The sequence below is a fragment of the Nocardia takedensis NBRC 100417 genome (assembly GCF_000308695.1).
Taxonomy (GTDB): Bacteria; Actinomycetota; Actinomycetes; order Mycobacteriales; family Mycobacteriaceae; genus Nocardia; species Nocardia takedensis.
This window is the reverse complement of record NZ_BAGG01000266.1, coordinates 133,472-146,687: the sequence shown is the minus strand read 5'-3', so window position 1 is coordinate 146,687 and position 13,216 is coordinate 133,472. Positions and strand designations below refer to the sequence as shown.

Genomic DNA, 13,216 nt, shown 5'->3' with positions numbered 1-13,216 from the left:
GCGCCGTCCGCCCGTTTCCGGCGCGCCCCGCACTGTCCACGGGGCGCTCGGCACCGCCCATCCCGCGTCGACCCGCGCGACGAAGAGTCAGGACGCCGTCGCGGCGACCGGCGCGGGAAGCGTGAAACAGAAACGCGCGCCCTCGACGTGGTCGGTGTCGATCCAGATCCGGCCGCCGTGGTGATCCACGATCTTGCGGCAGATCGCCAGACCGATGCCGGTCCCTTCGTACTCTCCCCGGTTGTGCAGGCGCTGGAAGATCACGAACACCTTCTCCGCGAACTCCGCCTCGATCCCGATGCCGTTGTCGCTCACCGTGACCCGGATGTCCTCGCCGGTGTGCTCGGCCTCGATCACGATCACCGGCGCACGGTCGGGATGGGCGAACTTGACGGCGTTGCCGAGCAGGTTCTGCCACAGCATCACCAGCAGCGTCGCGTCCCCGGTCAGCGCGGGCAGTTCGGCGGGACGCACGATCCGCGCGCCGGAACGCTCCAGCGCCACCGCCAGATTGCCCAGCGCCGCGTCCAACGCCGCGTCCAAGGTGACCGGGGCCGAGGAGGCCGGTGAATCGACGCGGCCGACCCGCGAGAAGGTGAGCAGGTCGTTGATCAGCACCTGCATCCGTTTGGCCCCGTCGACGGCGTAGTCGACGTACTGCCGCCCCCGATCGTCGAGTCGGTCGCCGTATCTCTTCTCCAGCAACTGGCAGAACGAGGCGACCTTGCGCAGCGGTTCCTGCAGATCGTGGGAGGCGACGTAAGCGAACTGCTCGAGTTCGAGATTCGAGCGCCGCAACTCCATGGCCTGCGCGTCCAGCGCGGCGGCCTGTCTGGCCAACTCGGCTTCGGTGGACCGCGCCGAGGCCAGTTCCGCGACCACCCGTTCGCGCATCTGCTCCACCGCCGCCGCGGTCGTCGCCACGTCGGAGGGCCCGCGCGCGGGGATGTGGTGGTCGAACTCCCCCGACGCGACGCGCCGGGAGGCATGTTCCAACTGCCGCAACGGATCAGCGACGTGCCGCCGCGCCATCACCAAGGTCGCCGCCACGGCGAGCAGGACCAGGATCACCGACCCGAGCAGCACACCGTTGCGGATCGTCCGACTGCGCGTCATGTCCTCGTGGGCGGTGACGCGCGCCCGCTCGAGCCGCGCGTTCTGCTCGGCGACGCGCGTCCGCACCTGGTCGAAGGCGGCCTTGCCCGCTTCGCTGTTCCCCGGACGGGCCGAACGGATCAGCGGTTCGGCATAGGATTCGCGCCACTGGCGCGCCGCGGCCTGCACGGCGTCCACGTCGGCGGTCAGCGCGGGGTGGTCGATCAGCAGTTCGCGCAACCGGTTCGCACTGCCCTGCTCTTCGCGCACCCCGTTCTCGAACGGTTCGAGGAAACTCGGCACGGCCGCGATCGCGTAGCCGCGCACCCCGGTCTCCTGGTTCACCAACGCGGCCTGCAAACGGTAGGCCTCGACCACCGAAGGCTGCACGTGGTTCACCAGTTCGGCGGTGCGATCCCTGGTCTGGCTGATCACCTGCGCGCCCGCGGCGCCGCCGATCAGCACCAGCGCGACCATCAAGGCCAGGGCCAGTCGCAGCCACGCCTGCACGGTCAACCTGCGAACCAGCGGCCTGCCGGCCCGGGAACGGGAAATCATCGTTGGTCCTGATCTCGAGGAGCCCGACGCCCAGTCATCGCACACCCGGTCGCGGGGCCGCCTCCGCCGGAGGCGCCTCGACCGCAGGCCCTGAACGATCACTGCGCGGCCTGCGCCGTCCCCGGCACACGCGCGGCCAACTCTGCCACACCGCGTGCGGTCGCGGTCGCGCCGTCCTGCGCCCGGTCGGCGGCGACGCGAAAATCACTGGCGCGCACGGGTGTCGATGCGGAAGCGTGACCCTGATGGTGAGCAGCGACGTCTGGGACGAGGAAACCGCGCAACGCTACGACCGCGACACCGCGTTCATGTCCACCCCCAAGATACTGGACGCCACGGTCGATCGTCTGGCGAACCTCGCGGGCGCGGGACCGGTGCTGAAGTTCGCGATCGGGACGGGTCGGGTCGCCGTCCCGTTGCGCGAACGCGGCCTGGCGGTGAGCGGGATCGAACTGTCCGCGCCGATGGCCGAGCGACTGCGCGCCAAGCGCGCCGACATCCCGGTGGTGGTGGGCGATATGGCGACCAGCACGGTGCCGGGCGCGTTCTCCCTGGTCCTGCTGGTATGGAACGGTCTGGGCAACTTGCGCACCCAGGCCGAGCAGGTCGCCTGCTTCCGCAATGCCGCGCGGCATCTCGCGCCGGGCGGACGCTTCGTCATCGAACTGTGGGTGCCCGGCATCCGCCGATTCCCGCCGAGTCAAGCCGCGGTGCCGTTCCACGTCGGCGCGCACCACGCCGGGTTCGACACCTACGACATGACCACCCAGCAGGGCGCCTCGCACCACTACCACCATCGCCCGGACGGATCGATCACTTACGGCCACAGCAACTTCCGCTACGTGTGGCCCTCGGAATGCGATCTGATGGCCGAACTCGCGGGCCTGACCCTCGAACAGCGCCACGCCGACTGGTCGGGCGCGCCCTTCACCGGCGACAGCGAATCCCACGTCTCGGTCTGGCGCAAACCCGACCGGTAGCGCCACGCCACCACGCCGCACCACTTCACCCGATCGGGTCCGACACCGGGCGGGGTTTCGGACCGGGGTGCGCGACATTCGGGAGTCGCCGGAAACGAACGTCGCGCACCCGGTCCCCGGGCGTCCGAGAGGAGTCGGAAGCGGCCCGGTCATCGGCGAACCACCTGTCGGGCGGGGAACCCCAGTGCAGCTACGAACCGATTACTTAGTAACTTACAGCACCAATGAGCATGTCAGCGCCATATCAGACAAAGAATCATCCGTAACTTATTTTCGCCGCTCCCCCGGCGGGTCGGATATCGCGCGACACTTCGGTAGCCTCAGCGGACCGACCTGCGGCGACACCCGATCCGCAGCCGAACGACGCAGGTAAGCCCATGTCCGAGACCTCCCCCGCGACTTCCCGACGCCTGCGCTGGGAGCGGGCGACGAGCCTGCCCCTGATGGTGCTGGCGGTCCTGTTCCTGGGCGTCTACGCCTGGCAGGTCCTCGACACCGGGGCCTCACCGCACCTCGACACCTGGTTGACCGTCGTCGACGTGACGATCTGGGCGGCGTTCCTGGTCGACTTCGCGGTGCGCCTGGCCCTGTCCGGCGACCGGTGGCGGTTCCTGCGCACCCATCCGATCGACCTGCTCATCGTGCTGCTGCCGCCGTTCCGTCCGCTGCGACTGCTGCGCGCGGCGATGCTGGTCCTCGGTTCGCTCAACCGCAACACCACCACCCGCGCGCGCCTGTCGGTGTTCGTCGGCTCCGGTTCGGTGCTGGTCCTGCTGCTGTGCAGTCTGGCGTTCTTCGACGCCGAACACGACGCGCCCGACACCAAGATCACCGGGTTCGGCGACGCGCTGTGGTGGGCCGTCGTCTCGGTCACCACCGTCGGCTACGGCGACGTCTATCCGGTCACGACCGAGGGCAGGCTGATCTCGCTGATCCTGATGACCTTCGGCATCGGCCTGATCAGTTTCGCGATCGGCACCACCACGAGTTGGGTGCTCGATCAGCTGAAGACGGTCGAGGCGAACGTGGAGAACACCGACCGGGAGATCGGCGCGCTGGTCGCGGAGGTCCGAGCGTTGCGCGCGGAGATGGCCGCGCTGCGCGCGAACGCCGGACACGCGACGCCGACCACGTTCGACACGCCGACGGTGCGGGTGCGCGACGACGCGGACCCGATGGTCGCCGGCGGCGGGTGAGAATCGTCGGATGCGTCGATTTCCGGAAATCGGTCCGGCCGGACAGCTGAGCTGCCGGGTGGAACTCGCGTGGCCGGGCACTCACGGCCTGTGGTGGAATCCGCGTCTGCACGGAACGCAGGCACAGATCGCCGCCGCTCTGGACGAACTGGCGCTGCGTGTGCGCATCGACCCGTCGGCCCGGATGATGCTGCGGGTCGACCCCGCCGCCCGCATCCGGTACCACCTCGAGGTCAGCGCCGATGCCCGCATCCTGACCTACCACCACCCCGACCTCGACCTCACCGAACTGCCCGGAAAGCTCCGCGATCACGCCACCGCCCTGCGCGCGCACCGCGGACTGCCCACGCACGGCCGCTGACGCCGGTCCTCGCTCCCGCCGGCAACCGGATCGCGGAGACGCACGTCACGAACTCACCGGGCGGGCGTGCCCGCTGTGCGGGATCGGGGGGCGAACAGGCAGAATCGAACGATGCGCACCAGCTACCGTCACAGTCTCGACGAGCTCGGCGCCGTGCTGCGGGCGATGGGCCGCCGGGGTCGTGACGCGGTCGAGCACGCGGGACGCGCACTGCTGGACACCGACCTCGACGAGGCCGAACGCGCCCTCGATCTGTGCGAGGGGTTCGAGGCCGACCGCGAGAACTGCGAGACGGCGGCGATGACGCTGCTGGCGTTGCAGGCGCCGGTCGCCGGGGAGTTGCGTCAGGTCGTGACCACCATCCAGCTGGTCTCGGACCTCTCGCGCATGGGCGCGCTGGCCCAGCATCTCGCCGAGATCGCGCGATTGCGCCATCCCGCGCCGGTCGTGCCCGCCTCGGTGCGCCCGCTGGTGACGCGGATGGCCGCGGTGGCGGTGGAATTGGCCGACGGTGCGATCGAGGCGATGACCAGCGAGGATCCCGAGACCGCCGCCGGACTCGACGTCGCCGACGACGTCATGGACGACCTGCACGAGACGCTGCTGGCGCGCATCCTGGCCGAGGACTGGGCCGACGGGGTCGTCGCCGCCGTCGATCTGACGCTGATCGGCCGCTACTACGAGCGCTTCGCCGACCACGCGGTGCAGGTCGGGCATCGGATCGTGTTCGTGGCCACCGGACGGGCCGCCGAACAGCGCGAATCCGCCGAGAACTAGGACACGGTCGATTCCGTGTCCCGGCCCGCGGCGGTGTTCCCGGCGCGGCGGGTCCCGATCCGTGGATGGATGCCCGCCGCGGCCGGAGGCGACTACTTCGGCGGAACGCTCATGTTCCGGTTCATCGTGGGGATCTGGATGTTGAGCGGAAGGTCGAACTGGGACAGGTAGACCAGCGCGAACTGCCGCAGGAACTCGTCGAAGAGCCAGTAGGCGTCGGGCGCCAGCGGAACGATCGGGAGCAGTCCCTCGCGCACGGCGATGAACGGGCCCCACGACAGCCGCAGCATCGGATCCCACAGGACCTCACGGCCGATGTGCAGATCGTCCGCGATCTTGTCACCGAGCAGGAAGCGGGTGAACGACCCGAGGATCGGCTTGGTCAGGATCGCCAGGTCCAGGTTCACGCCCAGGCGCAGCAACCGGTCGGCCAGGGCGATGCCCTCGGGGGTCGCCTGCAGGATCGGGTCGAGCACCTGCGAAGCCTGGGAGTTGGACTCCTCCCAGGAGTTCGGGATGTACTCGTCCTTGACGCCGAGCATGTGCGCGGCCACCTGCCACGAGTGCAGGAATGCCTCCGACTCGTGCGCCGGGATCGGGACCTTCCACGCGGTCAGGTGCCGCATCACGGTGGTCGGCAGGCTGTGCCAGGTCACCATGATGTCGTTCTGGCTGATCGGGATCTGCTCCTCGGCCGAGGCCGTCCAGTGCGGGGACTGCGGGAGCAGGTGCCGTACGCCCGCGTGCGCCATGCGGGTCTTGACGCAGGTCACGACCATTTCGCCGCCGGGGCCGTAGGCGTTGTTGGCGCCGATGTCGTAGCCGAGCTTGGCGGTCTTGGCGATGCGGTCCTTGAGGTCCTGGCCGCCCTTGGAGTAGTAGACCGCCTTGGCTTCCTTCGGGATGACGTTGCTCATCATGCCGCTGGCCAGGCCGTAGAGCACGCCCAGGTACAGGCCGCGCTTCTTGTTGAATTCCACGGCCGTGTTGAGCTTGCCCTGGTCGGTCCACTCGGGAAGCTGACGGGCGTACTCCATGAAGTCGCGCAGGTCGTTGGGCAGACCGGCGGGCAGCGGCTGCCCGTTCTTGGTCCAGCCGCGCAACAAGTCGTTGACCGCGGGGGCCTCGCCGCGGTCGATGACCGAGGCGATCACATCGTCGGCCTCGGGGTCCCACACCGTCAAAGGGTCGTAGCCGTCGCCGGAACCGGCGACCGATCCCTGCGGGGACCAGGTCCAGGGTTCCGCCCGCGCCGGGGTCACCGCGGCGAGTGCGCCCGCCGCGCCCAGGACGCTGCCTGCCCGCAGCGCGTCACGCCTGCTGAATCCGTTCATGTTGCCGTCACTCCTCATCGAGTCCAGTACCACCGGCGGCCGGGTGACTCGTGACACGGCCGGCCTGTTGGTCACATGACAAGAATAGTCAGTAACTTAGCGCTTCGGAAGTCTCCTGGCGGAAGTTTTCAGTCCCCTTGTCAGACTTCCGGCGATCCCACGCTCCGACCCGGCACAAATCCTGGCCTACTCGACGTGATCAGCAAGTTTCACCCACGACACGGCGGAGAGACCGCAGACGTGAGACTACCTCGTCGCCGTCCGTGTGACCGGATCGGCCGGCAACATCATTGTGGAATCAGCGATAACGTACAACAATCGCGCCCGCCGCGCGCGAGAACCGGCGGCGCTGATAGTTCGCCTACGCGAACAGTGCGGCGGGTCACAGGGCATCGGAAACCACCCGATTCGGCGCGAAAACGATTCACGCACAACGTGATTCGCGAATCGACGGGATCGCCGCGAATCCCCGCCGGACGCGACGGTCCGTTCACTTGGAGCACCCGCACAAATACCCGCCCGCCGCGCTGTGCGGTTCGTCCGAGCGCGCCGCCGCCCCGCGCTGCCACCATCGGGCGCAAGAGTCGCCGCGCGACGACGCGCGCGACGCCCACGGAGGAGACCCCATGACCGAAGCGCAGACCGCCGACCGCATCGAGGTGCGCAACCCCGCCACCGGAGCCGTCGCGGGCACTCCGCCGATCGCCTCGGCGCACGAGGTCGAACTCGCCGTCGACCGGGTGCGGCGCGCGCAGTCGGAGTGGGAGGCGATCGGGCCCCGCGCGCGGCGGCGCTGGCTGCTGCGCTTGCAGGACTGGGTGATCGACCACGCCGAGGAACTCGCCGACAGCATCCAGTCCGAATCCGCGAAACCGCGCGTCGACGCCCGCGTCGAGATCGCCTTCACCGTCGAGATGATCGGCTACTGGGCGCGCAAGGCCCCGAAGTTCCTCGCCGAACAGCGCGTCGCGCCGCATTCGCCGATGATGCGCGTCAAGCGGCTCAGCACCGTCTACCAGCCCTACCAGGTGGTCGGCATCATCACGCCGTGGAACTTCCCGCTGGCCATGCCGATCGCGGACCTCGTCCCGGCGCTGATGGCGGGCGCGGGCGTGGTCCTCAAACCCTCCGAGGTCACCCCGCTCACCCCGCTGGTGCTGGCCCGCGGGTGGGCCGAGATCGGCGCACCGCCGGTGTTCGAGGTGGTCACCGGACTCGGGGAAACCGGCGCGGCCCTGGTCGGCGCGGCCGACTACATCCAGTTCACCGGATCGACGCCGACCGGCAAGCGGGTCGCGGTCGCCGCCACCGAACGGATGATCCCCTACAGCCTGGAGATGGGCGGCAAGGACCCGGCCATCGTGCTCGCCGACGCCGACCTCGACCGCGCCGCCAACGGCATCGCCTACGGCGCGCTGGTCAACGCCGGTCAGCTGTGCGTGTCCATCGAGCGCGTCTACGTCGAGGCCGCGGTCTACGACGCCTTCCTCGACAAACTCGTCGCCATCGTGAGCGCGCTGCGTCAGGGATACGACGGCCGCGACGGCGAGTTCGACCTCGGCGCGCTGGCCAACCAGCAACAGCTCGACATCGTGCGCAGGCACGTCGACGATGCCGTCGCCGCGGGCGCGCGCGCCCTCACCGGCGGCAAGCCCACCGGGGTCGGCACCTTCTTCGAGCCGACCGTGCTCGTCGACGTCGACCACACCATGTCCTGCATCACCGAGGAGACCTTCGGCCCGACCATCCCGGTGATCAAGGTCTCCGACGAGAACGAGGCGATCCGCCTGGCCAACGACTCCCCCTTCGGGCTGTCGGCCTCGGTGTGGACCGCGAGCGGTCGGCGCGGTCGACGGATCGCGCGTCTGCTCGACGCGGGCGCGGTCAACATCAACGACTCGGTCATCAACCTGTTCAACCCGACCCTCCCGCACGGCGGTTGGGGACAGTCGGGCACCGGATACCGTTGGGGTGGAGCCGAAGGGGTGCGCAAGTACTGCCGCCGCAAGGCGATCACCGCGCCGTCGATGCCGACGATGAAGAAGGAACTGCTCTGGTTCCCCTACTCGCTCAAGCGTTTCGGCGTGGTCGAGCGGGCGATGCGCGCCGGGTCCGCGCGCGGCGGCCGTCGCCTGCGGGGCTGAGCGCACCGCCGACACCGCCTCATCCGGCGGTGTCGGCGGCCAGCAGGACGACCCCGCGCAGCGCCAGTTCCAGTTCTAGTCTGCGACTCTCCACCGAATGGCCGAGCAGTTCCTCGATCCGGTCCACCCGGTAGCGGACGGTGTTGCGGTGCACGTCCAGGGCGCGCGCGGTCGATTCCACGCTGCACAGGCAGCGCAGATACCCGCGCAGCGTCTCGCGCAGGCGGACCGCGGTCGGATCCGAACCCGCGAGCGCGCCGAGTTCGCGACGCACGAAATCCGCCATCGCCGCGGTGTTCTGGCTGATCAGGTGTTCGATCTCGATATCTCCGAACACCGTCACGCCGCCGCGGTCACCGCCGAGTCGCGCGACCCGCTGGGCGGCGATCGCCTCGGCGTGACTGCGCCGGAATCCGGCCACACCGGCGTCACGGCCGCCCAGCGCCAGCCCGAACCCGCCGGGATCGACCTCGCCCGCCCGAATCGGTTCGCCCGAGGGCCTGCCCGCCCACGCCCACACCGTCTGCTCACCGCACGGGATGACCAGCAGTTCGGCGGCCCCGAGTCGCGCGGCCGCGGTGTCGGCCAGCGCGCGCAGGTCACGAAGGCCGCCCACCGCCGGGTCGTCGGTCCACAGCACCATCGCGACGTGCGGGATCTCGAGCCGGTACCCGAGGCGGGCCTGCGCGCCCGCCACGTCGACCTGACCGCCGGCCAGCACGGCCCGCACCACTTCCCGTCGCCGCGCGGTCGCCTCCGCCGGATCGACGGCCCGTTCACGTTGGAACGCGGTGCTCAACGCCTCGGCCGCGGTGCCCGCCCAATCGGTGGTGTGGCCGACCAGATGCATCATCACCTGCTGCGAGATCGGTTCGCTCAGCGCCGACATGGTGACCTGTTCGGTCAACGCGAGCACCGTCGCGTGCTGGCCCGAGCGGCACATCCGCAGCAGCACCCGCAGATCCAGGTCGTTGCGCACGAGATCCTCGACCAGGTCGAACGCCTCGTCGGGCAGGTCGGCCGCACTCACCCCGCCCACCAGACTCGCCAGCAGCGAACGACTCATCGCGACCAGCGCGCGGTCGAGACCGCGACTCAACGCGGGCGTGGTCAATTCGGGGACGTCTCGGCTGATCTGCTCGAAGGCCCGCCGCACCAACTCCTCCTGCCGCCGCGGCTCCAGCAATTCGGTCACGAGACGACGCAGCCACACATCCGCGGCCGGATCGATGGAGGAAGCAGTCATGGAATCCCGGGTGGAACGGACAGGTGGCGGTCAGCCTACCCGCCACCGGCCCCGAGGAACGTCGTTACTCGGCATTCGCCCCGCGTCTGATCGGCCAGGCCACCTTTCCGTGCACACCGTCGCGCGGCGAACTCGCGGACCCGCCACCACATCCGGCGGCCACCTACCCCCACCGGGAGTTTCGTCACGGTGACGAGAGAGCGTCGCGGCCGCTGGACCGGTCGAACCAGTGCAGGCTCTGCCCGTGCGGGCCGGTGCGGGCGAGCGGGGTTCCATCGACGGTGAGCAGGAAGTCGGTGGCGGGGGCGGTCGCGGAACCGGGGAGGTTTCCGAGGAATTCGGGAAAGACGGCGGGCGCCTCGTTGGCGATCCAGTGGCACGGCAGCTCGGAGACGGTGCGGCGGAAGCGTTCCCGCTCCGGCGGCGTCAGATAGCCGAGGACGGCGCTGTGGAACACCACGACGGTGGTGTCGGCCGGTGCGGCGTGGACCAGGTCCGCCACCAGGGTGTTCAGATCGCCGGCGAGCACCGTGGCCGGGTCTCGTGCCGCGATGTCCAGCGCGCCGCGCAACCGGTCGAGGCGGGCGGTCTGGCCGGGCCACACCAAGGTTTCCAACCAGCGGCGGTCCTCGGGGTCCGCCGGGTCCAGGGGTGCGAGGTCCACGCCCGCGCGGTGCGCCACCGACGGCAGCCGAGCGGGATGCGGCACCGGTCCCGTGTCCGCGCACTCGAGCAGCACCTCGGACGGACCGTCCGCGGGATCGAGCCGATGACCGCGGGCGTAGCGGTAACCGAACCGATCCGGGTACAGGCACAAGCCCGCCGACGCGCCGACCTCGATCAGTGTCAACGGTCCCGGGAACAGACCGAACGCCGGCACCAGCACCGCCGCCCGGCCCGCCTCGTTGGTCTGGGTGCGCCGCCGCGACACGGTCTCGCGCACCGCCGCCCAGTTCGCCCGCAGCCACGTCGGGAAATCCGCGGCCGCGACGCCGTCGGCCCCGTGGAACCGCGCGGCCGCCAGCACCAGATTCGGCTGCCGCTTGTCCGGCGGCAGCGCCTCGACCAAGGCCACCGCCGCCGGGTCGTCGGCCAGAGCCAGTGCCCACCCTCGGTATACGGGTGCGTAGTCCCGCACCTCCCGCTCCACGAACTCCCGGAACCGCCGTGCCACACCCATGGAGTCAGCAGTAGTCGCCTGCGGCCCGGCGCGTCAGGGTTGCGCTCGAGCCGCGCCGAATCGGGTTCAGAGCTTGAAGCGCCCGGCGAACGCGCGCAGCGGAAGGTCGGCGCTGGTGACGATTCCGGGCGGGGCGGCCACCACGGACTTGATCGAATTCAGCGCGGGCAACCCGGTGACGGTCATGCCGATCGAGGCGAAGTTCTCGGGGTTGGACAGGTCGAAACCCTTGCGCGGGAAGATCATGTGCTTGCTGTAGATGTTGGGATCGCCGGTGACCTGGGTGATATAGCAGCCCTTGATCTCCCAGGACGGGTCGGTGTGCGGGGTCATCTGCCACTCGAGGTGCGATTCCACCCGCGGCACGCCGTCCACCAAGCCCTGGTACTTGATGTAGTTCGCGCCCAGCGAGCCCTTCGGCAGGAAGTACCAGCCGAGGTCGACATCCTTGGTGCAGGCGCCGAGTTCGTAGCTGAAGGTGACCTCGTCCAGCGTCAGATCGAAGGCGTCGGCCATCAGATACACCGAGTCGGCGAACACCGCCGTGTACTTGTGCAGCGAGTCGGGGATGGTGGGGTCGTCCACCGGGCGGCCGTAGCCGACCGCCTTCCAGGTGTCCACCGAATGGTGACAGGACACGTCGACCGATTCGGTGACGGTGATGTTCTCGATCTCGGCGACGTCGGCGGTGTGCACGATGCCGAGGATCTGGGCCAGACCCGGGTTCATGCCGGTGCCGTAGAAGGTGGACCCGCCGCGTTCGCAGGCGGCCCGGATGACATCGCTGACCTTGCGGCCCGAGGGATGCGGGTGATTGGTGTCGCGATGGTAGCCGGTGATCCAGTCCGCGGTGGTCACCACGTCGATGCCGGCCTCTAGCACCTGCTCGTAGAGATCCTCGTCGGGGAACACGCCGTGGAAGGTCAGGACGTCGGGTCGCGCGGCGATGATCTCCTCGACGGTGCCGGTCGCGCGCACCCCGACGGGGTCGATGCCGACGATCTCGCCCGCGTCCCGGCCGATCTTGTCCGGGGTGTAGCAGTGCAGGCCGACCAACTCGAGGTCGGGATGTTCGCGGATGCGCCCGATCATCTCGGTGCCGAGATTGCCGGTCGCGACCTGGAAGACCCGGATACGTTCGGAGGTGCTCATCGAGGCGGCCTTTCTGCCGGTAGGGGTGGGAGGCGGGCTCAGGCCCGCGTGCCGTTCGGTGCGGGGAGGATCGCGCCGCTGTGCGGTCGCTCGGGGTCGACGCCCGCGGGTCCGCCGTCGGGATAGAACTGCGCGGCCCAGGCACGCAACGCGCGGAATCCCTCGAATTCCTTGCGCGACAACGCGGGCGGATCGGAGTAGCGCTGATGCGACCAGATGTGGACGTCGGCCGCGAACTGCTCGATGACGAAATCGGCCATCGTCTTGCCGTAGCGGTTGATCTCCGGACTGTCGTCGCCGGGGCGGCGGCCGATCCACACGGTGAACCGGACGTCGCTGGTGCGGTCGTCGACAGGCGTGACGGCGGGCATGGTGCGGTTGTCGACCATCCCCCAACTCTTGGTGATCGAGCATCCGAGCCCGGCGTTGATCGATTCGACGCCGCTGCTGACCTGGTCCTCGGGCACCGAGTCGTCGAAGGCGATGGTGAAGTCGACGTAGGAGACCGGCCCGGCGAAGTCGTGGCGGGTGAATTCGGGGATGAACGGGGTCTTGTGCACGAATTTGAAGTGCGCGAAGTCGACGCCGTTCTCCATGACGTACTGCGGGTGCAGTTCCAGGCCCTGCCGGAACAGGGTGGCGGCGGGCACGGGCGGGTAGTAGTCGGCGGCGGTCCGGCCGTCGCCGAATGCCTCGAACATGTCCGGCACCTCGAAATACGGTGCGCGACCGTCGATGTCGTGCCAGATCCAGACCGCTTCGTTGCGTTCCACGACCGGGTAGCTGCGCATCCGGCGGCCCTTGTTGGGATGACTCTCGTAGGGGATGCACACGTTGCGCCCTTCGCGACTCCATTCCCAGCCGTGGAACGGGCACACCAGGTTCTCGCCTTCGACGTGACCGCCGTAGCCGAGGTGCGCGCCGAGATGTTCGCAGTAGGCGTCGAAGACCGCGAGCGCGCCGGAGGCCGACCGCCAGGCGACCATCTCGCGGCCGAAGTACTTCATCGTGTGCACGGCGCCGACCGCTATCTCGGCGCACCAAGCCACCTGGAACCAGCCGGTCGGCTCCATGGACAGGGGTGGTTTCGCCATCTCGATCCTCCCGGGGTGATGCGCGACGACCACGAGAGTAGAACCCTCTTTGAAAGAATACAAGAGGGTTAGTTGAAACTGGATCGCGCTGGTCGGCAG

The 13,216-nt window shown here is 69.3% G+C and carries 11 protein-coding genes; 5 read left to right on the top strand and 6 right to left on the bottom strand.

Features of this window, described 5'->3' with window-relative positions; genetic code table 11:
* Positions 1 to 87 precede the first annotated feature (87 nt).
* The gene (locus ON30_RS35475) at positions 88 to 1,653 is read right to left on the bottom strand and encodes a sensor histidine kinase (protein WP_051030461.1); all 1,566 of its coding nucleotides are present in this window, start codon (positions 1,651 to 1,653) and stop codon (positions 88 to 90) included.
* Between the two features lie 245 nt (positions 1,654 to 1,898).
* Here ON30_RS35475 and ON30_RS35470 point away from each other — a divergent pair, with 245 nt between their 5' ends.
* From ON30_RS35470 to ON30_RS35455, 4 genes are all read left to right on the top strand, one after another.
* On the top strand, positions 1,899 to 2,633 hold the full coding sequence (locus ON30_RS35470) for a class I SAM-dependent DNA methyltransferase (protein ID WP_040714963.1): 735 nt from the start codon (positions 1,899 to 1,901) through the stop codon (positions 2,631 to 2,633).
* A 377-nt stretch (positions 2,634 to 3,010) separates the two neighbouring features.
* A complete protein-coding gene (locus ON30_RS35465) occupies positions 3,011 to 3,829 on the top strand; it encodes a potassium channel family protein (protein ID WP_083911919.1) in 819 nt (272 codons plus the stop codon).
* 10 nt (positions 3,830 to 3,839) lie between these two features.
* Positions 3,840 to 4,190 (top strand): hypothetical protein, encoded by a 351-nt coding sequence (locus tag ON30_RS35460; RefSeq protein ID WP_157184086.1) that lies wholly within the window; start codon positions 3,840 to 3,842, stop codon positions 4,188 to 4,190.
* Between the two features lie 111 nt (positions 4,191 to 4,301).
* Positions 4,302 to 4,967, top strand: a complete 666-nt coding sequence (locus ON30_RS35455) for a phosphate signaling complex PhoU family protein (RefSeq protein WP_040714854.1) — start codon at positions 4,302 to 4,304, stop codon at positions 4,965 to 4,967.
* Positions 4,968 to 5,059: 92 nt separating this feature from the next.
* Here ON30_RS35455 and ON30_RS35450 read toward each other — a convergent pair whose 3' ends face one another.
* Positions 5,060 to 6,301 carry an oxygenase MpaB family protein gene (locus tag ON30_RS35450; protein WP_040714852.1) on the bottom strand — a complete coding sequence of 414 codons (1,242 nt, stop codon included), beginning with the start codon at positions 6,299 to 6,301 and terminating at the stop codon, positions 5,060 to 5,062.
* A gap of 626 nt (positions 6,302 to 6,927) precedes the next feature.
* Between ON30_RS35450 and ON30_RS35445 the strand changes: the two genes are divergently transcribed.
* On the top strand, positions 6,928 to 8,445 hold the full coding sequence (locus ON30_RS35445) for an aldehyde dehydrogenase family protein (protein WP_040714961.1): 1,518 nt from the start codon (positions 6,928 to 6,930) through the stop codon (positions 8,443 to 8,445).
* Positions 8,446 to 8,464: 19 nt separating this feature from the next.
* Here the strand turns inward: ON30_RS35445 and ON30_RS35440 are convergent, their stop codons facing one another.
* The 4 genes from ON30_RS35440 to ON30_RS35425 form a co-directional block, all read right to left on the bottom strand.
* Entirely contained in the window at positions 8,465 to 9,691 is a 1,227-nt protein-coding gene (locus ON30_RS35440) for a PucR family transcriptional regulator (protein ID WP_085999464.1), read from the bottom strand.
* Positions 9,692 to 9,875: 184 nt separating this feature from the next.
* Positions 9,876 to 10,871, bottom strand: a complete 996-nt coding sequence (locus ON30_RS35435) for a DUF2332 domain-containing protein (RefSeq protein ID WP_040714850.1) — start codon at positions 10,869 to 10,871, stop codon at positions 9,876 to 9,878.
* A 66-nt stretch (positions 10,872 to 10,937) separates the two neighbouring features.
* On the bottom strand, positions 10,938 to 12,023 hold the full coding sequence (locus ON30_RS35430; RefSeq protein ID WP_040714848.1) for an NAD(P)H-dependent amine dehydrogenase family protein: 1,086 nt from the start codon (positions 12,021 to 12,023) through the stop codon (positions 10,938 to 10,940).
* A gap of 38 nt (positions 12,024 to 12,061) precedes the next feature.
* Positions 12,062 to 13,117 carry a Rieske 2Fe-2S domain-containing protein gene (locus ON30_RS35425; RefSeq protein WP_040714847.1) on the bottom strand — a complete coding sequence of 352 codons (1,056 nt, stop codon included), beginning with the start codon at positions 13,115 to 13,117 and terminating at the stop codon, positions 12,062 to 12,064.
* Between the last annotated feature and the right edge of the window lie 99 nt (positions 13,118 to 13,216).